General features: G+C 32.6%; 24 protein-coding genes. 15 read left to right on the forward strand and 9 right to left on the reverse strand.

The annotated features are described in order from the left end of the window. Positions 1 to 2 precede the first annotated feature (2 nt). The gene (gene fumC / locus H8707_RS08045) at positions 3 to 1,367 is read left to right on the forward strand and encodes a class II fumarate hydratase (protein ID WP_262429625.1); all 1,365 of its coding nucleotides are present in this window, start codon (positions 3 to 5) and stop codon (positions 1,365 to 1,367) included. Here fumC and H8707_RS08050 read toward each other — a convergent pair. Further along, entirely contained in the window at positions 1,364 to 2,464 is a 1,101-nt protein-coding gene (locus tag H8707_RS08050; protein WP_262429626.1) for a YkvI family membrane protein, read from the reverse strand. The two genes, fumC and H8707_RS08050, sit on opposite strands and share 4 nt — an antisense overlap. A 359-nt stretch (positions 2,465 to 2,823) precedes the next feature. Here H8707_RS08050 and H8707_RS08055 point away from each other — a divergent pair, with 359 nt between their 5' ends. The 6 genes from H8707_RS08055 to H8707_RS08080 all read left to right on the forward strand — a co-directional run bounded on the left by H8707_RS08055 (position 2,824) and on the right by H8707_RS08080 (position 8,668). Then, positions 2,824 to 3,429 carry a phosphatase PAP2 family protein gene (locus H8707_RS08055; protein ID WP_262429627.1) on the forward strand — a complete coding sequence of 202 codons (606 nt, stop codon included), beginning with the start codon at positions 2,824 to 2,826 and terminating at the stop codon, positions 3,427 to 3,429. Positions 3,430 to 3,494: 65 nt separating this feature from the next. Continuing rightward, positions 3,495 to 4,892, forward strand: a complete 1,398-nt coding sequence (locus H8707_RS08060; protein WP_262429628.1) for a hypothetical protein — start codon at positions 3,495 to 3,497, stop codon at positions 4,890 to 4,892. A 421-nt stretch (positions 4,893 to 5,313) separates the two neighbouring features. After that, positions 5,314 to 6,279, forward strand: coding sequence for an ABC transporter ATP-binding protein (locus H8707_RS08065; RefSeq protein ID WP_262429629.1), 966 nt, complete (start codon positions 5,314 to 5,316; stop codon positions 6,277 to 6,279). Then, positions 6,276 to 7,052, forward strand: coding sequence for an ABC transporter permease (locus H8707_RS08070; RefSeq protein ID WP_262429630.1), 777 nt, complete (start codon positions 6,276 to 6,278; stop codon positions 7,050 to 7,052). Before H8707_RS08065 ends, H8707_RS08070 begins: the two co-directional genes overlap by 4 nt. A 229-nt stretch (positions 7,053 to 7,281) precedes the next feature. After that, entirely contained in the window at positions 7,282 to 8,169 is an 888-nt protein-coding gene (locus tag H8707_RS08075; RefSeq protein ID WP_262429631.1) for a hypothetical protein, read from the forward strand. A 76-nt stretch (positions 8,170 to 8,245) separates the two neighbouring features. Continuing rightward, positions 8,246 to 8,668: a hypothetical protein gene (locus H8707_RS08080; protein WP_262429632.1), complete on the forward strand. Its 423-nt coding sequence runs from the start codon at positions 8,246 to 8,248 to the stop codon at positions 8,666 to 8,668. A gap of 37 nt (positions 8,669 to 8,705) precedes the next feature. On the opposite strand, the gene H8707_RS08085 is transcribed toward H8707_RS08080, so the two are convergent. From H8707_RS08085 to H8707_RS08115, 7 genes are all read right to left on the reverse strand, one after another. Further along, positions 8,706 to 9,203: a hypothetical protein gene (locus H8707_RS08085; protein ID WP_262429633.1), complete on the reverse strand. Its 498-nt coding sequence runs from the start codon at positions 9,201 to 9,203 to the stop codon at positions 8,706 to 8,708. Next, positions 9,196 to 9,906 (reverse strand): permease prefix domain 1-containing protein, encoded by a 711-nt coding sequence (locus H8707_RS08090; protein ID WP_262429634.1) that lies wholly within the window; start codon positions 9,904 to 9,906, stop codon positions 9,196 to 9,198. Before H8707_RS08090 ends, H8707_RS08085 begins: the two co-directional genes overlap by 8 nt. Further along, positions 9,893 to 10,237: a PadR family transcriptional regulator gene (locus tag H8707_RS08095; RefSeq protein WP_262429635.1), complete on the reverse strand. Its 345-nt coding sequence runs from the start codon at positions 10,235 to 10,237 to the stop codon at positions 9,893 to 9,895. The genes H8707_RS08090 and H8707_RS08095 overlap by 14 nt, the downstream gene beginning before the upstream one ends. Before the next feature lie 110 nt (positions 10,238 to 10,347). Continuing rightward, a complete protein-coding gene (locus H8707_RS08100; protein ID WP_262429636.1) occupies positions 10,348 to 11,112 on the reverse strand; it encodes a TPM domain-containing protein in 765 nt (254 codons plus the stop codon). 12 nt (positions 11,113 to 11,124) lie between these two features. Continuing rightward, positions 11,125 to 11,688: a LemA family protein gene (locus H8707_RS08105; protein WP_262429637.1), complete on the reverse strand. Its 564-nt coding sequence runs from the start codon at positions 11,686 to 11,688 to the stop codon at positions 11,125 to 11,127. Positions 11,689 to 11,763: 75 nt separating this feature from the next. Further along, positions 11,764 to 12,150, reverse strand: coding sequence for an SHOCT-like domain-containing protein (locus H8707_RS08110; protein WP_262429638.1), 387 nt, complete (start codon positions 12,148 to 12,150; stop codon positions 11,764 to 11,766). A gap of 53 nt (positions 12,151 to 12,203) precedes the next feature. Beyond that, positions 12,204 to 12,575: a DUF2089 domain-containing protein gene (locus H8707_RS08115; RefSeq protein WP_262429639.1), complete on the reverse strand. Its 372-nt coding sequence runs from the start codon at positions 12,573 to 12,575 to the stop codon at positions 12,204 to 12,206. A 532-nt stretch (positions 12,576 to 13,107) separates the two neighbouring features. On the opposite strand from H8707_RS08115, the gene H8707_RS08120 reads away from it, so the two are divergent. From H8707_RS08120 to gndA, 8 genes are all read left to right on the forward strand, one after another. Next, entirely contained in the window at positions 13,108 to 13,518 is a 411-nt protein-coding gene (locus H8707_RS08120; protein WP_262429640.1) for a PTS sugar transporter subunit IIA, read from the forward strand. Between the two features lie 48 nt (positions 13,519 to 13,566). Next, entirely contained in the window at positions 13,567 to 14,049 is a 483-nt protein-coding gene (locus H8707_RS08125) for a PTS sugar transporter subunit IIB (protein WP_262429641.1), read from the forward strand. 24 nt (positions 14,050 to 14,073) lie between these two features. After that, positions 14,074 to 14,829 carry a PTS mannose/fructose/sorbose/N-acetylgalactosamine transporter subunit IIC gene (locus tag H8707_RS08130; protein WP_262429642.1) on the forward strand — a complete coding sequence of 252 codons (756 nt, stop codon included), beginning with the start codon at positions 14,074 to 14,076 and terminating at the stop codon, positions 14,827 to 14,829. After that, positions 14,829 to 15,692: a PTS system mannose/fructose/sorbose family transporter subunit IID gene (locus H8707_RS08135; protein WP_262429643.1), complete on the forward strand. Its 864-nt coding sequence runs from the start codon at positions 14,829 to 14,831 to the stop codon at positions 15,690 to 15,692. Before H8707_RS08130 ends, H8707_RS08135 begins: the two co-directional genes overlap by 1 nt. Before the next feature lie 33 nt (positions 15,693 to 15,725). Continuing rightward, positions 15,726 to 16,919: a M20 family metallopeptidase gene (locus H8707_RS08140; RefSeq protein WP_262429644.1), complete on the forward strand. Its 1,194-nt coding sequence runs from the start codon at positions 15,726 to 15,728 to the stop codon at positions 16,917 to 16,919. A 151-nt stretch (positions 16,920 to 17,070) separates the two neighbouring features. Then, positions 17,071 to 17,727: an HAD family hydrolase gene (locus H8707_RS08145; RefSeq protein ID WP_262429645.1), complete on the forward strand. Its 657-nt coding sequence runs from the start codon at positions 17,071 to 17,073 to the stop codon at positions 17,725 to 17,727. A gap of 16 nt (positions 17,728 to 17,743) precedes the next feature. Continuing rightward, the gene (locus H8707_RS08150; RefSeq protein ID WP_262429646.1) at positions 17,744 to 18,598 is read left to right on the forward strand and encodes a MurR/RpiR family transcriptional regulator; all 855 of its coding nucleotides are present in this window, start codon (positions 17,744 to 17,746) and stop codon (positions 18,596 to 18,598) included. Between the two features lie 16 nt (positions 18,599 to 18,614). After that, positions 18,615 to 20,015, forward strand: a complete 1,401-nt coding sequence (gndA, locus tag H8707_RS08155; RefSeq protein WP_262429647.1) for an NADP-dependent phosphogluconate dehydrogenase — start codon at positions 18,615 to 18,617, stop codon at positions 20,013 to 20,015. Positions 20,016 to 20,058: 43 nt separating this feature from the next. On the opposite strand, the gene H8707_RS08160 is transcribed toward gndA, so the two are convergent. Then, the gene (locus H8707_RS08160; protein WP_262429648.1) at positions 20,059 to 21,876 is read right to left on the reverse strand and encodes an ABC transporter ATP-binding protein; all 1,818 of its coding nucleotides are present in this window, start codon (positions 21,874 to 21,876) and stop codon (positions 20,059 to 20,061) included. Positions 21,877 to 21,880: the final 4 nt, after the last annotated feature.

Here is a 21,880-nt window from a genome sequence, read left to right on the forward strand (position 1 = left end):
AAGTGGATTTTAGAATAGAAAAAGATACAATGGGAGAAGTGGAGGTCCCTGTTGAAAAACTTTGGGGTGCTCAAACTCAAAGGAGTTTGCAAAACTTCAGGATTGGAATAGAAACAATTCCTATAGAAGTCATAAGAGCATTTAGTATTTTAAAAAAGGGAGCAGCTAAAGCAAATAATAAAATAGGAAAATTAGATGACGAAAGAACTGGGGCTATTAGGAAAGCGTGCGATGAAGTTTATTCCGGAATTTTAGATGACCATTTTCCCCTTAAAGTTTGGCAAACAGGAAGCGGAACTCAGTGCAATATGAATGTTAATGAGGTTATTGCCAATAGGGCGAATCAAATAATGGGAAAAAAGATCATTCATCCAAATGATCATGTAAATATGTCCCAGAGCTCCAATGATACATTTCCTACAGCTATGCATATAGCCGGGGTTATGGAAATAGAGAATAATCTCTTACCAGCCATAAAAAATTTGGGAAATTCCTTTGAAAAATTGGAAATTGAAAATGAAGGCATAATTAAGACCGGCAGAACACATTTACAAGATGCAGTTCCTATAAAATTTTCACAGGAAATAAGCGGATGGAAGCAGATGCTCAAGAAAGGGGAAACAAATATAACGAAATCTTTGGATGGATTGAGAGAGTTAGCATTAGGCGGTACAGCTGTAGGGACAGGATTAAATGCTCATAAAGATTTCGGCAGAATTTCAGCAAATGAAATATCGGAATTGTTGAATACCAGATTTATAACTGCTGAAAATAAATTCCATTCATTGACCAGTTTAGATGATCTTGTAAATTCTCATGGTGCTATTAAGGCATTGGCTGCAGATTTAATGAAAATCGCCAATGATATCAGATGGTATTCAAGTGGTCCAAGATGCGGATTAGGGGAGATAATAATTCCTGAAAATGAACCCGGAAGTTCAATAATGCCGGGAAAGGTGAATCCTACACAATGCGAAGCTCTAACTATGGTTGTTTGCCAAGTTATGGGGAACGATATGTCAATATCTATGGGTGCATCACAAGGTAATTTTCAGCTAAATGTATTTTTGCCTATGTGTATATATAATTTTTTGCAATCTGTTAGATTGTTATCTGATGCAATGAATTCATTTAATTATAATTGTGTAATAGGCATCAAAGCAAATAAAGAAAAAATGAAAGAAAATCTGGATAAATCATTGATGCTGGTAACTGCACTTAATCCTTATATAGGTTATGAGAAATCCGCAACTATAGCCAAGACTGCACATAAAAAAGGAATCAATCTGAAACAAGCCGCAGTAGAATTAGGATATTTAACTGAAGAAAAATTTGATGAAATAATTAAACCGGAAAAAATGGTTTAAGACTGTATAACAGGTTTTTCTTTTTTGATAATTGTACGATATACAGCGAAAGCCATAATGATTAGACCAAGCCACCCAAAGAATGGATAAATTATATTAAGTAATCGGGCAAAAGGTACGAAACTGAGTAGAAGCCCTGCAATACTGACACAAACTAATAAAAGTTTATATTTCCTTTTGTCTCCTTTACTGAAACGCATAGCAATCGAGTAAAGAAGTGGTACATTTGACGCATAAATTCGTGAAATAATAATGACAGAAAATAGTATTCCAATAATCGGGGACATTTTGTCTGCTAAATACAGCATTGGAATTTCCTGTGTACCACTTTCTGAAATAGTTGATAGCAAACTTAAATTAATAAGCATTGCACCTATACCAAGGCAGATACCTCCTAAAATGCTTCCGAATTTTGCATCTTTTTTGTTTTTTGTCGTTGCACCCATAATAGATAATGTCGGAATAAATGGAAGGACACAATATGAAACATAAAGGAGCATAGATATCCACCATGTAGGTGCAGCTTTGATTAAGTCCATCCCTTCCATAGCCTTGCCGACATTGAGTAGCCCCTCTGGATTTGTGCTGATGGTATAGATAGCAATAATTATTAACAGTACAATTGCAATAGGTGCAATTGCTGAAATAATATTAATTATTGAATTTAATCCAAGAAGTGCAGTCAAACAAATTGCCAATGTTACAATAACTTTTGCGAGATACGAATTAATACCAAAATATTGATTTAAAGTTGTGCCGGCTCCGGAAACAAGGGCTGAAAAACAAGCGAATACAAAGGACATGGTGATCCATTCAACTACTATTCCCAGTTTTTTACCGCAAAGAAATTCTAGTACAGGCTTGGCACTTGTTGCTTTTAATTCGTTGCCGGCTTTCATAAAAACCCAGCCATACCATGCAAATAAAATGACAACACCGACAAGTCCGAGAATTCCAAGATATCCATACGAAGTAAAGAATTGCATTACTTCCTGTCCAGTTGCAAATCCCGCTCCCATGCAGCAAGAAATGTATGTACCGGCTATTTTTAAAATCGTTAAAATATTACTCTTCTCTTCCACGAATATTACCTCCATAAGCATAAGACTAAAAATTCAAAAGAGCTCCATCTTCTAATAAGAATGGGCTCTTTTGATGTATAACATATCAATGTTAGTGGGACAATTCTACATTAATTTTTCTCCCAAATGAATCACTACATATTGAATTTTATTATATCCATTTCAAAGAGAAATGTCAAATGACTCTAAAAGCGTTACTGAGCGGTTTGAGATGATGAAAGATAGGTTGAAGGATGTTGATACTGAATAGAAGCAATTTAAATTTTAAAAGGCCTAGATTTTTCTCTAGGTCTAAATTTATATAATTGATGGCAATACTTGTGTTTTTTTGTGGTAATATATTAATTAAGAATGAATAAGAATAGAGGCGTAAAATGAAAAAAAATAACTTCAAATTGATTTTTATTTTAGCATGTTTGATTATATTTGTATCTATTGGTCTGGCGGTAAGAAATTCATCTGAGGGAATATTATTTGATGAATTCTTGTTGGAAATTATACATAGTAATACCAATCCATATTTATTATCATTAATGAAATTTATATCCTTTATTGGCTCGGGATATTTTTTAGTTCCTGTAATGGGAATCGGCATTATATATTCATTGAAAAAAAATGAACGCTATATTTCAAAACTTTTATTGCTGTCATCCTTAGGTAGTTGGGTTGTCAACTTTTTACTGAAACAAATATTTCATCGAACCAGACCATTGGATTTTATTCTTGTAAAGCAGGGGGGATTAAGCTATCCCAGTGGTCATTCAATGGTTACTATGAGCATGTATTTAACCATTAGTTACCTTTTATCAAAGAAATATGAAAATAAAAGACCGTTAATTTATTCATTATCGGCTATCTTTATTTTACTTATGGGAATTAGTAGAATGTATTTAGGTGTGCATTGGCCTACGGATATTATTGGAGGATATATCGGAGGATATTTGTTTTTCTCATTATATATAAATCTCATAAAAGAATAAGATTTCACCATATAATCTTCTCCTGCATATTGTAATGTTAAGTAAATTTATATAGGAGGGATTATATGAATGTTGATTTAAGTGCTCTACATTATATCTACCTTGTATTTACTCTCTTAATATTAGCGGTAATGATTAAAAAGAGAGATACAACATTGGTTTGTATCGTGGGCATATTTCTTCTGGCATTAGTTGCGACCAATTCACTTTCCAGTAGTATAATCACCGTATTTAACAGTTTTATATATGCTATTGTAGAACTGATGGGAACTATATTGATTATCTCAGTAATAGTTGCAATGAGTACAATACTTGCGAAAACAGGTATCAACGAATTGATGATATCTCCATTTACAAAACTTATAAAAAGTCCTGCATTGGCATACTGGGTCATAGGTATTTTAATGATGATTATTTCATGGTTTTTCTGGCCTTCTCCTGCTGTTGCTTTGATAGGAGCCGTTATGCTTCCCATAGCTGTCCAAGTAGGGTTGCCTGCTTTAGCTGTTGCAATGGCAATGAACCTTTTCGGGCACGGTATAGCATTGTCCGGTGACTTTATTATCCAAGGGGCACCAAAGCTTACTGCAGATGCAGCGGGGATATCTGTTGGCGAAGTAATAAGTGCAAGTATTCCTTTAGTATTTATAATGGGAGTTGTAACTACTGTAGCAGCCTTTATATTTATTAAAAAGGATCTAAAATCGGGAAAGTTGAAAGTAGATAATGGAGGTCCGAAGATTTTAAATAAAGAAGATGAAGAATATAAAAATGTGTTAAGTCCAAAGACCAAGAATACACTGGCAATCTTGGTTCCCATCCTTTTTGCCATGGATGTTGTAATTATGATAGTTGCAAAACTTCAAGGCGGAGATGCTACTGCCCTTGTAGGAGGTACAGCAATATTTATACTCATTTTGGTATCCATCTTACTTCATAAAGGGAAGGCGTTGGAGGAAATAACCAAGTATTTGGTAAAGGGTTTGAAATTTGGATTTGAAATATTTGGTCCGGTAATCCCAATAGCCGCATTTTTCTATCTGGGGGATGAAGGATTTATAAAAGTAATAGGAGAATTTTTACCTCAAAATTCCCAAGGACTTGTTAATGATTTGGGAATCGCTTTAGCAAATGCTGTTCCATTAAATAGGGCTATCGGAGCTGTGACGCTAACATCTGTTGGAGCAATCACAGGACTTGATGGTTCAGGTTTCTCCGGCATATCATTAGCTGGTTCGGTAGCAAAATTATTTGGTTCGGCTCTGGGAAGAGGGGTTTCTACTCTGACTGCCTTGGGGCAGATAGCTGCAATTTGGGTAGGAGGGGGAACCTTAATCCCTTGGGCGGTAATCCCAGCTGCTGCAATATGTGGTGTTGATCCATTTGAACTAACTCGAAGGAATTTTAAACCGGTTGTTATTGGGTTAGTCATTACGACCATAGCAGGTATATTTTTGATATAGATAAAGAGACAATTAATTGTCTCTTTATCTATATCATATCTTGGTAGTAAAGGCAGAGTGAATTATAAGACTTATTTGAATCAGAAAAGTTGAAACTTGCTATTGATATTTCAAGAGCTGTGGATGCACCAATAGAAGAAATCTTTATTTATAAATAGGTCATTTAAGACAAGTGCGAAATCATTGAAAAAATGACTTTTGATAGATTATGATTAACTGTATTAATTTAATAGTGTATGGTATTATGTAGTTACAAAAAATTGCAAGGCTATTATCTCTATAAATATTCCCTTGCAAATACTATTATATGAGGAGTGATTTTATGATGATAAAACGTTATATTAGTCTAAAAATAAAATGGGGATTACAAAGGGGGTCTCTCAATTAGACTTCAGAAGTAACCCTCATAAGGAGGGTCTTAATGTATCTAAAGGATGAAAAAACGCTTTTGCAAGTCGTAGGTTTATACAAAAAGTATGATGATTATTATGCTAATTATGATTTAAATTTATCGTTATTCGAAGGTGAAATACTGGGCTTGTTGGGTCCGAACGGAGCCGGAAAAACTACTTTAGTTCGGCAGATTTCAGGGATTTTAAAACCATCAGCAGGGGAGATTATAATTGATGGATACAATATAGAGGATTGCCCTGAGATAATTCCAAAAACGATTTGCAGCATGGGTCAGCTTGTATATACTCATAGAAATTTAACAGTTTATGAGCATATATATTATACAGGAATACTTAGGGGGCTTAGTACCAAAAGTGCTGATGAACAATCAATTTATTTATTAGAAAGGTTCAACATATTAAACTTAAAAAATCGTATTATAGACACATTAAGCGGAGGAGAAATTAGAATTATCTCTTTTATCGCGACAATCATAGGATTTAGAAAATTAATTATTTTGGATGAACCTACAAATGATATGGATCCCGAACATAGAAGCATTCTATGGAAATTATTAAAAGAAATTAGGGATGAAATACAGTCTTCAATATTGCTCGTTACTCACAATGTAGCAGAGGCAGAATCATTAGTTGATCGTGTGGCTATTATACAGAAAGGGCAGATTACTCATCTTGGTACACCTAAAGAGCTAATATCCAAAGCATCAAATATGTGTAGAATAGTCTTTAGTGTATATCATGACATTGCTATACCTCAACATTCAATTGAAAATCTGGGAGCGGTTAAAGTTGATAGCACTACATATCAAATAGTAGTTGCTAGAGAGGTATTAAAAGAGCGTATCAAAGAAATTCTAACTAGTGATATTAACCCATATATAAGAGATATCCAAATCTTATTACCATCATTAGCTGACGCATATTTATACAGTGTAAGTGAAAAATACGATAATGGTGAGGAGGGTTTAGTATGACTATTAAGGAATTGAAAAGCAATGCTTTATATCGTTCCCAAAATAAATTGAAATTATTGAATCAATGGGTTTTAATAAAATCAGCATTTGCAGATTTAAGGCTAAATTGGAAATTTTCTTTCCTTGTCGTACTGATATCTCCAATTAGTTTTTTAGCTTTTTTGTATATTTTTGTAGGGGATAATAACAACTATATGATATATGCTTTATCAGGGAATATGGTAATGTCAATGGTTACAGGGACAATGTTATCACTTGGTCAGGAATTTGGTGTTTTAAAAGAGATTAGGGGATTTGATTTTTATGCTGTACTTCCAATTAGACGATTTAATTTAGTGGTAGCGTATGTAACAAAAGCAACAATTATAGGGTTACCATCTTATTTGATAATATTTTTGATTGGTAAATATCTACTTAAGTTGGATGTTTATTTTAATATTTCTCTACTTTTAGTTCTTTTGATTGCCGGATATTCCTTGTCAGCAGTGGGAGTTTTTATAGGATTACGTAGCCGAGATGCAAAACAAGCCAATATAATAACTCAAATTGTACAGCCTATAATAGTTTTTGTATCTCCTGTATTTATTCCCGAAAGCGCATTGCCACCATTATTACTATATATCGCCCATATTTTTCCAACTAGATATGCTGCCATTGCCATAAGAAATGCATTGGAAGGTAGTTTTGATTGGATTAGTATTTTAGTTCTATGTGTCTTCTGTCTAATATCTTTTATCTGGATTGAAAAGCATATGGATTGGAGAATAAACTGATGATTAAAAGATTTTGCAATGTTTGATGGCAGTTCAGTAATGCAAAAAATTTAATATTTGGAGGATAGTATTGTTGCTATCCTCTTTAAATAGTTGATATATGGGATCAGATGGTTGGGGGAGAAATGCAAGATTAAGGGATTGGAATTATGATAATCCATATTTATGGTATCTTTTTACTATTAGACCTAGATAGACTAAAATATTTGAGTCGGTGAGGTGTTCTTTCGTGGATAAAAAAAGAAATAACCTTATAATTTTTCTAATGTTCCTATTAGGGGTATTTGTATTACCATTTTCAGGACTTTTAAGAGCTCAAACTAGATATGGGAGAAATTATAGCGAGCCTTTTCATGGTTTGATTTTTAAAGATCCATACTTGATTTCTAATTTTTATGTTGAAAGAAATATTGAGGATATGAGTGATATCATTGAACATACTTGCAGCTTTAATTATCTTGGAGAAGACAACCTAGAAGTCTTTATTTTAGGGAAAGAGATTGACAATATCATAACTAAACATAATATAAATATAGAAGATACAGTTCAAATAGCAGTTGATAATTCTGCAGAAATAACCCAAGAAATAGTTAATATATCTAAATTAAAACCTATTTATGATGAAATAAGTAATTTTGACTATACAGGGGTTAGTTTTAAAAAGCTTAGTGCTCCTGAAGATGAAGCCTATACTATAAAAATTAGGCTTCCCATGAGGAAAATTTTTGATAGAAATAAGGTTATTATTAGATTGTCTACATTTATAACAAATGCTAAAATTGACAATATATTAGATGATGAAAAATCAATTAACCTAAATGTAGGGGAGTATTATATTAGCTCGATTGAAATATATAACAAGAACTTGATCTTTAATCATATATTGGGTAAATATATAAGAGTTATATGTATAATTATATTTATAGTTTATGTGTTTAAGGTCATCTTTGGGACTAAGAGGAAATCAAGTTTATTAGTATTAATTAGTCTATACTATATATTTTTAAATTTTTATAAAGTAATGGGAAAAGAATTAAGTGGTGGCATGGGTTTTATTATAATATTTAGTATATTTGGGTTGATTTTAAGTTCAATCTTAGCTTACAAGTTTAGTTGAATTCTAAAGGAGATAGTATGATTACCATCCTTCTAAAGTTGTTGAATTTAATTTGCCTAAAAAATTGCTTTAAATTGTGTATTGCCGTCTGCTAACAGCGGAATATCAAAATCTATTAGCAGTTAAATTTTCGGATAAAGGCGTTATAAGCGATTTGAAAGTAGAAAGGAATGGCTTGAAGATCTATTTTTCAGCATATGAAGGAGAAGAGGCTGATTTTTATGCCGCATTTTCCGATATTCCATCAACTACTGTAAATTTTATAGATAATAATATGATAATTGAGCTTAAAGAATCTAAAATATCAGAGGAGTTAGATTTAGACATTTTAAAGGATATAAATCAAGCATATGTTGATAGTATTGATTTTAAAGAATTTGAAGATCGGGTTATTATTTCCATAGGTTTAAATGATACAACAAGGGAATACCTTTTGTATAAAAGAATACCTGATGAATCAGGTGAAGATCTACCTTTTTTAAATATCCAATTGAGATAAGGTCACTGGGAATTCCCAGTGACCTTATCTATCTTCATCAAACAATATATTTCCTTGGGAATTTAATATTATCGAAGCTAGCTTCACCTTCCCAAGTGAATAAAAACATATCATTATCGTAAAATTCTGTTTGAGATAATGTTCTTCCATCATCTAAATATAGCTCAACTTTATTTATATTGCTATCATTTATAATACCATAGAGCTTATTTCTATCACTGGAATAACCCCAAGTAAAATTCAATGGTCTCCCTTTATCTATTTCAATTCCAGTGACTTGATTTCCAAAAGTCCAAAAGAAAAACATGGTTTTTTTAACAGTGTTGCAAGAAATCCATTTATCATATTTGCATAGTATATATTTTCCATCATCAAAATCTTCAATATGAACTACCTTAGATGGGCCATAATGGATACTTCTCTCAGATGCTTCATGAGCAGCCATTGGTGTTAGAGATATGCCTCTGTTAAGGAACAATGTGGATAGTGCTATCAGTATAATTATATTTCTAACTATCTTTTTCTTTCTATTCATTTAAGTCACCTGTCTTTAATGGAATTTCGACTTTATAGTATCTGTTATACATATCATACTCAATAATCAATGTATCTATCTTATCTGAAAAATTGCTGATAGTACTTATGCCCTTAGTAACAATACCTCCAGATGAAGAGCCGGAGCTCACAAAATATTCATTACCTAAATTATCCCTTATAGTTCCAATAGAGCCAAGTGACCATCCCATCCCTAAAGGTTTGGTGTCATAATACTCATATATTATATTTAAGTCCCCATTTTTTTCATATATAACATTTTTAAACTTTATCACTCTGTCATCAATTTTTACTTTCTCGTTGACCTTTATATCATAAACAATATCTTCTTTTGCAATATGCTTTGCCGGATTTCCAGAGAAAATTGTACTTATTAATGAGATGCCAACTGTAAAAACAGTGATTATTAAAAATATAGTCACTAGCGCATTAGTTATTTTATAAATCCATCCTAAAACAAAATTATGTTCCCTATTTAAGGCAATACCTATTTCCTTAGGATTTCCCATATCCCTTAATGTAAGCTCTTCAGCAGTCACTTTATCAATGCCTCTGCTGTCGTAATATTCCATTTTATCTAGTATATGATCTTCTAATTCCTTTCTTATATCCTCTCTATCAAAGGGAAATTTTATATAGGATATAACCTCATTTATGAATTTATCACTCTTAAGCAAATTCATGGTCATCACCATAGACTACTTTTTCTACTGATTTAGAAAAAGTCTCCCATTGCCGTTTTTCTTCAATAAGCTGTTTCTTTCCTCTTTTAGTAATTTGATAATATTTTCTTTCTCTTCCCGCATCGCCCTTAGACAAATAAGACTCAACATATCCTATATTCTCTAATTTGTGTAAGACAGGGTATAGGGTACCCTCTTTGAACTGAAAGGTATTGTCAGAGCGTGTTTCCAGCTCTCTAATTATCTCATAGCCGTATCTATCTCTTTCTTGTAATAATGATAGTAATAGTAAAATTGTACTTCCGCCAACAAGACCTTTATCAATTTTCATAACCACACCTCCGCATTTATACATTGGACTTCTATGTATAGGATACATAGAATGTCGATGTATGTCAAGAAAAAAATAGCTCCATATAGAGCTATTTAAAAATTTATTATTTACCATCTACCACCGGCACCGCCACCGCCGGAGCGACCTCCGCCACCTCTTGAGCTGCCTCCTCCGTTACGACCGCTTCCTTTGTAATTTCCGCCGCCTCTTCCAAAGCCTCGAAAAATACTATAGGTTAACCATCCTCTAAAGAATCTAAAATCTATGAACATGAATATTATTATGCCGATAATTATATATATACTTGATATTTTATTTCCAATATGATTTTGATTATTCGGGGCATAATATTCATCATTTCTTGTTTCAAGTTGGATATTATATTCAGATTCTACATAATCCAAAATCTCTTCATAGCCTGATAATACTCCTGTATTGTAATCTCCTTGTGAAAAATAAGGTATTATATTGTTTTCAATTATCCTTTTTACTCTGCTATCTGGGAGTACTCCTTCTAACCCATAGCCTACTTCTATCCAAATTTCTCCTTCGTTGGGGACAATTAGTATTAACAATCCATTATCTAATTGGGCTCCTCCAATATCCCATTCATCAAATAAGGCTGTGGCATATCTATTGATATCCATACCCTCTAAGTCATTGATAGAAGTTACGACAATTTGTGCACCGGTTTGTTGATATAGTTCCGTATTAGTAGTTATAATATATTCTTCTGTTGTTTCATCTAATATATTTGCATCATCATATACATAGAAGTCATTGTTAGGTTTAGGCAATGCATATACGGGAGAAACTAGGATAATCACAAAAGCTATGATAATAAAAATATACTTACTTTTGAGATTTTTCATTTAAGCACCCTCTTAAAAGTTTACTTCAGGAACTTCTGCATCTTCCGGGTTAATCTCAAAATATTCTCTTGACTGATATCCGAATATTTTCGCTACAATATTGGTAGGAAACCTTCTTATAGTGGTATTAAATCCTCTTACAGCATCGTTATATCTCATTCTTTCAGTGCTAATTCTATTTTCTGTTCCGGAAAGTTCAGCTTGCAATTCCAAGAAGTTTTGATTAGCCTTAAGATCCGGATAATTTTCTACTACTACGTTTAAGGATCTTATTGCTGCATCAAGCTGATCATTAGCTGCTGCAAATTCCTGCGGTGAAGTTGCACTATTAAATCCCGCCCGGGCATTTGTTATCTGGGTTAAGACCTGTTCTTCATGACTGGCATATCCTTTGACGGTATTTACCAGATTGGGTATCAAGTCAGCTCTTCTCTTTAGAACATTTTCAACCTGTGCCCATGCACTGTCCACGCTCTCTTCCATACTGGCAAGTCTATTATATGTCCCAATGGATGTTATAGCCACTAAGGCTATTACAATAATTATTATAATTAAAGTTAATGATTTTCCTTTCATTTAATCCCTCCTAATATTTAAAATCCCCTGATATTATATTTATATCCAAGTTATATAGATTGTATCAGTTAACTACTATTCTACAACGACTTCAACCTTAGTGCCATCATTACTGTCCACATCCAAAATCTTGCCGGTTTCACCATTTTTGATAGCTGAAAATATTTCATCCATATCATCTTCTGTCAAACCTGTTTCTTTAAACTCCGGAGAAAATTTTTGAGCCAATTTTACGCCGACATTTATAATAGAAATAGGTAAAGTAATATTTACTTTAGTAGAATCTTCCGGATCAAAGACTTTCACTTTTAGCCATTTTGCCTTTTTGCCGTTTTTAATATTAGTGTCATTTAAAGATGTATCGCCGCCATCTAGAGCATCTAGCAGCTTGACACCCTCTTCAGTTGTTACTTTTCCTTCCTTTACCATTGTTAAAATTTGCATTTTTTCTTTTTCTAACATTATACCACTCCTTAAAATATTTTTATTAGGAAATTAAGATTCAAATACATCTTTTATTCTTCACCTTGAAGTAGCTTAAGGGCTTCTTCCGACGTTATTTCACCGTCACTTAATCTTTTTACGATTTCTCCTTTATCAATTTTGGGTTCTGAATATTTGGGACTATATCCCAAAGCTTCAATTACATTTTCAAGCCTTCCTCTAACGGTAGGGTAGGATATACCCAATTCTTTTTCAATTTCCTTTATGTTTCCTCTGCTCTTTATAAATACTTCAACGAAGCTTTTCTGCTCATTGCTTAGTTTGCAAAACTTGCAAAGAGTGAAATTGCCTTCTATCTGAGTATGACATTTATGACAACTAAGCTTTGTTACATAAAGTTCTTCACCGCATACGGGACACTTGCCTATTACTTCATTTTTCAAAACTTTCATCCTTTCTTTAGAGTATAGAAACATTCATTATTGCCTTATAGTAATTATAGCTATATAAAGATATACAGGGATTAATATATCATCGCAAATTAATTATATGTGAATTAGTATTATAATATTATAGTTTATTAAATATGTCAATATAAATATTAATAATATTAATATATTAATTAATAATGTTAATATTATTTTAAATTTAATAAAACATAGTTATCATGATCAATGTATATCTACTTCAATTTAATCAGATAATTACTAAATATAATTACTAAAGAATAAATTTAGGAAAACCTGAGCCATTTTGTTCGCAAAAATAAAAATAAATTTCTTTAAATTGGTTATATTATAAATAAATAATAAAAATAAAAAAATAATTTACTTAAAAGGGTTTTCAATTTTAAAATTTGTGGTATAATTTGAGTTAAGGAAAATATTTTCTTTTCATTATATAAATACAGCAAGGTATCAAGAATAAAAAAATAATTTTCTAATACGAATTGAAAGACTTTAAGGAGGTGAGGGCATGAGCGAGGGATGTAATATTTTAATATTGACCCATGGAAATCTAGGTGAAGCTTTAGTTGAAACCAGCAAAATGTTTGTTTCAGACAGTAACGAAATTTATGCATTAGGCTTATATCCTTCTATGATGGCTGAGGAATTTAAACAAAAAGTTGAAATGAAATTAGAAGAATTAGGAAGTAATACTATAATCTTAACAGATATTTTCGGTGGAACACCTGCCAACGTGGCTGCATCTTTTTTAGCTAGAGAAGATTATCCTATTATTACTGGGGTTAATCTTGGCATGGTTATTGAAGGATTATTGAATAATCAAAATACAAAACATGAATTATCTAAGATAATAGAAGATGCAGCCCATAATTCCATTGTAGATCTTAGCAGTAAACTAAGAAATAGGAATAATAAATAGTGTAAATAGGTAAAATAACTTAAAATTATTAGATGTGGAGGTATATTTATGGCAGAAATTGCTTTAGTGAGAATTGATAGCAGACTAATACATGGGCAAGTAGTTACAAGATGGGTTAAGCAAACTCAAGCCAATAAAATTATTATTATCGACGATGCATTGGCACAAGATGAATTTATGGCACAGGTATATATACTTGCAGCACCATCAAATGTTAGTGTAGAGGTATATGGTGTAGATGAAGTAGCTAAAAATTGGGATAAAAATAAGGATGATAAGATACTATTTCTCTTTAGGGGAGTAAATGAAGCTTATAACGCGTGGAATGCTGGATTTAAATACAAGAATTTGCAAATTGGCGGCATTGGTTCAGCTCCAGGTAGAATAAACGTTCATAAGAACATTACACTAAATGAGGAAGATGTGGAAAAATTAAAAGAATTAGAAGCGGAAGGGGTTAATGTATATTTGCATATATTACCCGATGAAAAAGAAATAGAATTTGACCATATTGTCAATAAATATTTTTAAAAATTACAATTAGGAGGAAGACAAATGAGCGTCACTCAAGCTATTATTTTAGGTGTATTTTTAGTGATTTTAGAAGAAGGCTTCATATATACTGTACCAAAAAATTCTCCAATGTTTATAGGATTATTAATTGGGTTAGTATTGGGAGATGTAAAACAAGCTATAATTATAGGAGCGGCAATACAAGCAATTTATTTAGGATTTATTGCACCAGGTGGAAATATTCCGGCTGACACCAGAATTGCAGCTTTTATTGCAATTCCAATTGCTTTAATAAATGATCTAGAACCAACAGTTGCTGTTTCGTTAGCAGTACCTGCTGGATTGTTGGGAGTATTAATGCACTCTGTAAGAAGAACATTGAATGGTACATTTGTTCATATGGCAGATAAATATGCAGAAGAAGCAAATATAAAGGGTATAAAAAGGGCTGCATATCTATATCCAGGCTTATTAGTTGCTTTAATTTATTTTGTGCCTATGACCTTAGCAATGTATTATGGACCAACTGTAGTTAATGTGATATTAGATTCCATTCCGGAATGGTTTATTCATGGACTTTCAGTTGCAGGAGGAATATTGCCTGCATTAGGCTTTGCTATTACTATAACGGTTATTGGCAAAAAGGAAATTATTCCATATTTTATAGTTGGCTTTTTACTAACTAAAATAGCTACGAATGTTAATACTATCACTCTTTCAATATTTGGTTTATTTTTTGCCTATCTACATGTGCTATTTAGTAAAGGAGACTCTTCTTCAGAAGGAGGTATTATATAATGGATAAAGATAAGAAAAATGAAGTTATAAATGAAGAAAATGAAGCTACAGAACAAAAAAAGGTTTTAACGAAAAAGGATCTAGTAAAGAGTTGGTTTAGATGGATAAACACCGTAGAATTTAGTAGTTCATTTGAAAGATTGCAATCACTTACCTTCGTAGCATGGATTTCTCCGATACTAGAGAAATTATACAAAGATAAAGACGATTTAGTAAAAGCGTTGAAAAGACATCTGGTTTTTTTCAATACAGAAGGTAGTTGGGGAACTTTAATTCATGGTATAACTGTTGCTATGGAAGAAGAAAATGCAATATCAGGGAAAATACCAGATGAAATGATAGTAAATTTAAAAACCGGTTTTATGGGACCTTTAGCTGGTATAGGTGATACAGTATCTTGGGGGACAATAATACCTATAGTTACAGCCTTCTTCCTGCCCATGGCTGCTGAAGGTTCAATTATAGGAGCAATTGGTCCATTACTGGTAGTGCCTTTATTTACTTGGACAATCAGTTACCAGTTGTTTATGTTAGGATATAAGGTCGGCAGAAATTCAATAATGGAAATCTTAAGAAGTGGGAAGATAAAGCAAATAATTAATTTTGCTGGTGTTTTAGGGTTGTTTATGATGGGTGTTTTATCAGCTCAATTTGTAAAAATGGAGCCAATTGTGTCTTATATGATTAGTGGGGAAGAGGTCACATTGCAATCTCAATTGGATAGTATAATACCTGGAATATTACCTTTAAGTTTGGTTTTTTTAATCTCTTATTTAATTACCAATAAAAAGGTAAAACAATCTAAAATATTAATAGGTGTATTAATATTTTCATTGATAACTTCCTATATAGGATTGTTCTAGAAATGAACTGAGGAAGAGAAAGGAAGGAGATTTATGGATATTAATAAATTGAAGGATAAAATCAGTGAAGTTATACAAGTAAATAAGGAAGAATTATTTGGCATTAGCCAATACATTTTTGACAATCCTGAAATGTGTTTTAAAGAATATAAAGCTTCTAAGATCTTAAGTGAGTTTTTAGAAAAACATGGTTTTAATCTAACTAGAAATGCTGGAGGACTCGATACAGCTTTTGTAGCTGAATATTGTCCTACTGGTGTAAAATATCCGGTGATAGCTATACTTGGTGAATATGATGCACTTAGTATAGGGCATGCCTGCGGACATAATATAATAGCAACTACTGCTGTAGGAGCAGGAATGGCACTTAAGCAAGTAATGGATGAGAATAGTATTGAAGGGACATTAAGAGTTATAGGGACACCAGCCGAAGAAGGAGGCGGTGGCAAGATTATAATGCAAAAACAAGGAGTCTTTGATGATGTGGATTCGATGTTTTTATTACATCCTACCAGTGGTGTATCCAAAATTGCAGGGAATTGCAGATCTGCATATAAGTTGATTGTAGAATACCATGGGAAGGTAGCTCATGCCTCTTCACATCCGGAGAAAGGTATAAATGCTGTGGATGCAGCCCATATTTGTTATACTGCTGTAAGCTGCTTACGACAACAAGTCAAAAATGATTTATCCATCATGCCTTTAATACTGGATGGTGGCACTGAGAATGGATTTATACCGGATTATTCAAAATTGGTTATAAATGTTCGTGCCTTTGACTTGAAAGGAATGATGATTGCTGTAGAGAAGATTAAAAATTGTGCTAAAGCAGGGGCAATTGCTACTGGTTGTGAGGTAGAGATACAGGATATCCCCGGATATTATGGCAGGGTTAAAAGTCAAGTTCTTGGGAATGTATGTAGAAAGAACTTTGAATTATTGGAAGAGCCACTTATGGATGGAATGGTAGACGATAATGGAGGAGAAGATTTTGGTAATCTAAACAGAATAATACCTGGAGTGATGGTATATCCAACATTATTACCTGAGGAGAAAATATCCAATCATACTGAGCGTTTTATGAATTTGGCCAACTCTCCAAAGTCAAGAGAGGTAATAATTTTAGGAAGTGAAGTATTGGCTTATTCTGCTTTAGATTTATTTAATGATACTAGTATTATTGATGCTGCTAAGGAAGAATTGAAGGGACTGCAAAAAACATTTTAATCGAATATGTTGATAATGCAGTGAATTTGTAAATATTTTAGTGATATAAAGGATAATAAAAATAGGACTTGCCAGCTATAAAACAAATATTAGGTATGGTTTTATAGCTGGCTTTTAAGCATTATACGTAAGATAAAGGGGCTAAGACAATATGATAAAAGCGATTATTTTTGATATGGATGGGTTGATGCTGGATAGCGAAAGAGTAAAACTAAAGTATCGCAATATGGTAAAAAAAGAATTGGGATTGGACTATGAAAATGACACAATATCTGAAACCTTTGGTAAAACATTGGCAGAAATCAGACAAATAAACATTAATAGATATGGTAATGACTATCCCCAAGAAAAAATATCTAAAAGGAGCAGGGCTTTATGGAATGAACATATCATTAAATATGGTGTACCAATAAAAAAAGGGCTGCTGGATTTATTAAAGTTTTTAAAGGACAATGAATATAAGATAGCTGTTGCAACTTCTACCTATGAAGAAGAAACTGAATATTTATTAAAGCTTGCGGACATTATTCATTATTTTGATATAATAGTTACAGGAGATCAGGTTATGAATTCGAAACCAAATCCTGATATATATATTGAAGCTTCAAAAAGATTATCTATTGATCCTGTGGATTGTGTGGCATTGGAAGATTCTCCAAATGGTGTTATTTCAGCCTCTAAAGCTGGAATGAAGGTGATAATGGTTCCGGATTTAATAGAGCCTGATGATGAATTGAAGAAAACCGCTGATTTTGTGGTTAGCGGCTTGGGTGATGTAGTTCAGATATTAAAAAAAGAATTGATCTAAAATAAAGGGGTGCTTTATGAAAAAAAATTGCTTACAGGATTTAAGAAATGTTTATTCATCGTTAAATAAATCTGAACAAAAAGTGGCAAAATACGTATTAGACCATCCTAAAGAAGTAATAAATTTGACAATAAGTGAACTAGCAGAGGTTTCGGGAGTAAGTGATACAACTGTGTTTAGATTGTGTAATAAATTAGGTTTTAGCGGATATCAGTCATTTAAGATTAATCTTGCAGGATGTGCTATTAAGCCTTTAGAGAATTTACATGAAGAAGTTTTGCCAACAGATGATGCATATATAGTGATGCAGAGATTGGCTTTAGGATATAATTACAGCTTTGAAAAGACTATAAAATCAAACAAGATAGATAAATTAAATCTTGTGGTAGATAAGCTAAAACAAGCTAATAAAGTATATTTCTTTGGAATGGGAGGGAGTTTTCCATTTGCACAGGATGCTTATCATAAATTTGTTCGAAATGGAATTACAGGGTTTGTAACTGCAGACCTTCATTGGCAGTTTATGTATATATCTACTTCTGATGAAAATGATATAGTCTTTATTTTTTCAAATTCAGGAAGTAATAAGGATTTATTGGATGTTATTGCTTATTCAAAAGAACAGGGAAGATGTGTCATATCTATAACATCAAACGCAAAATCCCCTATTGCCTTAAATTCAGATATATCTTTAATTGCTTATGGCAGGGAATATAATTTAAGAAGTGAAGCATTAGAATCAAGATTGAGCACCCTATTATTAATTGATACTCTATATATGATGGTAGCAATAGATAGTGAACAGTCCCAAGAAAATACTTTGAATAATTTATATAAGATTAGAGAAGGAATATCCAAAAGGAGAGTTTAATTAGGAGGTATGTACTTTGAATGATATTGGATTGATTGGATTAGGTGTAATGGGAGAAAATTTAGCTTTAAATATTGGGAGAAATAATTATAGTTTATCCGTTTTAAATAGAACTATAGAAAAAACTAAAATGTTTATGGAACAAAAGGTAAGAGATGAGAATATAATGCCGTTTTATGATATAAAATCTTTTGTGGAATCTCTAGAAAGACCACGAAAAATTATTCTTATGGTGAAATCCGGTGAACCTGTGGATAATTTGATTCACGAACTTTTACCATATCTCGAAAATGGTGATTTAATAATAGATGGAGGCAATTCTTATTTTAAGGATACAGACAGAAGGATAGAAGAATTAAAAGCAAGTAATGTGTTGTATCTTGGGCTTGGTATTTCGGGGGGAGAATATGGTGCTTTAAATGGGCCTTCTTTAATGCCCGGTGGATTATTAGAAACATATAAATTAGTAGAGGATATTTTATTAAATATTGCAGCTAAAGTTGATTCTAAGCCATGTTGTACCTATGTTGGAGATGATGGTGCCGGACATTTTGTGAAAATGATTCATAATGGCATAGAATATGGGATTATGCTTGGCATTTCAGAGGCTTACAATATTATGAGAAAAGGGTTGATGCTTTCTTCGAAAGAAATAGGGGATACCTTTAAAAAATGGAATGATGGAGAACTTGGATCCTATTTAATGGAGATTTCATATAAGATAATGTATCATGAGGATGAAAACAACAACAGGCCGTTGGTTGATTTTATTTTGGATAAGGCCGAACAGAAGGGAACTGGAAAATGGACATCCATTACAGCACTGGAACTTGGTATACCTGCTCCTTCTTTAACTGCAGCTGTAGATGGTAGACTCATATCACATTTTAAAGAAGAAAGAATTAAATTATCAAATGTTTTCGAGAAGAAGAAAGTTAATCTTTCTTTAGATAAGGAGAAAACTATATATGATTTAGAGAAATCTTTATTGTTTAATCAATTTATATTATTTTCTCAAGGAATATGGCTTATAAATGAAGCATCCAACGTTTATAATTACAATATCGACTCAGCTGAAGTATTGAGAATTTGGAAAGGCGGCTGTATCATAAGAGCTAAAATGATTAATTTTCTCATTGAAATTATTAATGAAGATAGAGAAAATATCAATTTTTTAAATAATAAAAAGTCTGTAGATTTTCTTTTGGGTAAATTCAATTCTACAAAGCATATTTCAAATATTGCAAAAGATTTATACATTCCTGCTTTAATTCACAATACATCAATGGACTATTTTCTTGGATTAATTGAAGAAAACTCAGCTGCCAATCTTATGCAAGCTCAAAGAGATTACTTCGGAGCTCATACCTATGAAAGGGTGGATTCAGAAGGAATATTTCATACCGAATGGGAATAATATAAATCTTTTAATAAGAGCACTGGGGGCTGTCCCCAGTGCTCTATCCCAAAATATTTTTACTTTCCTCATCTATAAACTGGTTTGTATATAGATTATAATAATAGCCTTTAAGCTTTATAAGCTCCTTATGATTTCCGCTTTCCGTAATTTTACCATCTCTTACGACCAATATCCTATCGGCATTTCTTATAGTAGATAATCTATGAGCTATAACAAAACTAGTTCTATCTTTAAGGACTTTTTGAATCGCATCCTGGATTATTTTTTCTGTTTCTGTATCTATCGATGAAGTTGCTTCGTCAAGGACGAAAAGTCTGGGGTTTCTAACCATTGCTCTTGCAAAGGATATAAGCTGTTTTTGACCGGTCGACAGAAGATTTCCTCCTTCGCCTACTTCAGTGTCATATTTTTTTTCAGTATTCATTATAAATTCATGAGCGTCTACAAGTTTACTTGCTTCGACTATTTCTTCATCTGTTGCATCCAGTTTTCCATATTTTATATTTTCTTTAATTGTGCCGCTAAATAGATGAGGTGATTGCAATACATACCCTAAATTTTCATGTATCCAATTCTGAGGCATATCCTTATAATTGATTCCATCTATCAGTATATCACCATTCGTTGGTTCATAAAATCTGCAAAACAGATTTACTATTGTGGATTTACCTGAGCCCGTTTCGCCGACTAAGGCAATGGTTTCACCGGGATTTACAACTAAGTTAAAGTTATCTAACACGACTTCACCATCCTTATATGAGAAGTTCACATTTTTAAATTCAACTTTTCCATTTATTTCAGGCCACTTTTCCATTTTGGGTTCAAAGATAGAACCATACTTTTCTATTACATCATCTCTATCCTTGATACGAGGCTCTTCCTGTAATAAGGAGAATACCCTTTCAGCAGAAGCTTGTGCAGCTTGAACCTCTGCAAATATTACCGCCATTTGTCTTACTGGTTCAAAGAATTGTGCGGCATAGGATAAAAAGGCTACTAAAGTCCCATAGGATATTATTCCCGCCATGGCAAATTTTCCGCCAAAGGTTATAGCCATTGCTGTTCCTATACTTCCACATAATAGTACTAATGGCAAATATATTGATGATATTTTAGTAGCTTTTATAGCACTATTCCTCAAAGATGTCGTAAGGTAAGAAAACTCTTCTAGATTTAAGTCCTCCCTTACCAATGTTTTAGTTGTTTTAGCACCTTGTATATCCTCGTTATATGCGCCTGTTATTTGGGAATTAATTCTTCTTACTTTTCTTTGAGCATTAAGTATTTTCTTCTGAAAATATACACTTAAAATAGCTAGTGGTGGAATAACTGATAAAGTAATCAGTGCCAGTTTAGCGTTCAAAATAAACATATATATCGTAACTCCTGTCATCATGGCAAAACCCCATGCAAAATCCACCATTCCCCAAGATATGGTTTCACTCAATCTCGCTATATCAGAAGTCATTCTTGCCATTAGCCAGCCAACAGCTTTGTCATCATAATATGATAGCGGCAATTCTTGAAGTTTTGCAAAGCCTAATTTTCTGATATCATAAGCTATCTTTGTCTCTAATTTACCTGCCTGTGCTATAAATAAATATATAATTATAGACATTAGAAGAATTGCTGCGAAATAAAAAGACGCAAAATATCCCATACCATTAAGGTTTTTTGTTTCCACAAAATTATCTATTGCGTATTTGGACAATAGGGGAAAGGAACTATCCATAGCTCCCAATAACACGTTCAGACCAATAAGTATTAGAAAGTCTTTTTTGTAAGGCTTGAGATACTTAAAAAAATCCTTCCATGTGCTTAAATTAAATTTATCATTGCTTTTTTCGTTTCTTTCCATGTAT

The sequence above is a fragment of the Paratissierella segnis genome (assembly GCF_014385195.1).
GTDB classification, from domain to species: Bacteria; Bacillota; Clostridia; order Tissierellales; family Tissierellaceae; genus Paratissierella; species Paratissierella segnis.

Coding starts and splice junctions, on each gene's coding strand:
- H8707_RS08160 (WP_262429648.1), bottom strand. CDS start 21,876: ATGGAAAGAAACGAAAAAAGCAATGATAAATTTAATTTAAGCACATGG.
- H8707_RS08125 (WP_262429641.1), top strand. CDS start 13,567: ATGGCAGAAATTGCTTTAGTGAGAATTGATAGCAGACTAATACATGGG.
- H8707_RS08130 (WP_262429642.1), top strand. CDS start 14,074: ATGAGCGTCACTCAAGCTATTATTTTAGGTGTATTTTTAGTGATTTTA.
- H8707_RS08065 (WP_262429629.1), top strand. CDS start 5,314: ATGTATCTAAAGGATGAAAAAACGCTTTTGCAAGTCGTAGGTTTATAC.
- H8707_RS08085 (WP_262429633.1), bottom strand. CDS start 9,203: ATGAATAGAAAGAAAAAGATAGTTAGAAATATAATTATACTGATAGCA.
- H8707_RS08095 (WP_262429635.1), bottom strand. CDS start 10,237: ATGAAAATTGATAAAGGTCTTGTTGGCGGAAGTACAATTTTACTATTA.
- H8707_RS08110 (WP_262429638.1), bottom strand. CDS start 12,150: ATGTTAGAAAAAGAAAAAATGCAAATTTTAACAATGGTAAAGGAAGGA.
- H8707_RS08050 (WP_262429626.1), bottom strand. CDS start 2,464: ATGGAGGTAATATTCGTGGAAGAGAAGAGTAATATTTTAACGATTTTA.
- H8707_RS08100 (WP_262429636.1), bottom strand. CDS start 11,112: ATGAAAAATCTCAAAAGTAAGTATATTTTTATTATCATAGCTTTTGTG.
- H8707_RS08145 (WP_262429645.1), top strand. CDS start 17,071: ATGATAAAAGCGATTATTTTTGATATGGATGGGTTGATGCTGGATAGC.
- H8707_RS08055 (WP_262429627.1), top strand. CDS start 2,824: ATGAAAAAAAATAACTTCAAATTGATTTTTATTTTAGCATGTTTGATT.
- H8707_RS08150 (WP_262429646.1), top strand. CDS start 17,744: ATGAAAAAAAATTGCTTACAGGATTTAAGAAATGTTTATTCATCGTTA.
- H8707_RS08090 (WP_262429634.1), bottom strand. CDS start 9,906: ATGAATTTGCTTAAGAGTGATAAATTCATAAATGAGGTTATATCCTAT.
- H8707_RS08105 (WP_262429637.1), bottom strand. CDS start 11,688: ATGAAAGGAAAATCATTAACTTTAATTATAATAATTATTGTAATAGCC.
- H8707_RS08070 (WP_262429630.1), top strand. CDS start 6,276: ATGACTATTAAGGAATTGAAAAGCAATGCTTTATATCGTTCCCAAAAT.
- H8707_RS08060 (WP_262429628.1), top strand. CDS start 3,495: ATGAATGTTGATTTAAGTGCTCTACATTATATCTACCTTGTATTTACT.
- H8707_RS08135 (WP_262429643.1), top strand. CDS start 14,829: ATGGATAAAGATAAGAAAAATGAAGTTATAAATGAAGAAAATGAAGCT.
- H8707_RS08120 (WP_262429640.1), top strand. CDS start 13,108: ATGAGCGAGGGATGTAATATTTTAATATTGACCCATGGAAATCTAGGT.
- H8707_RS08140 (WP_262429644.1), top strand. CDS start 15,726: ATGGATATTAATAAATTGAAGGATAAAATCAGTGAAGTTATACAAGTA.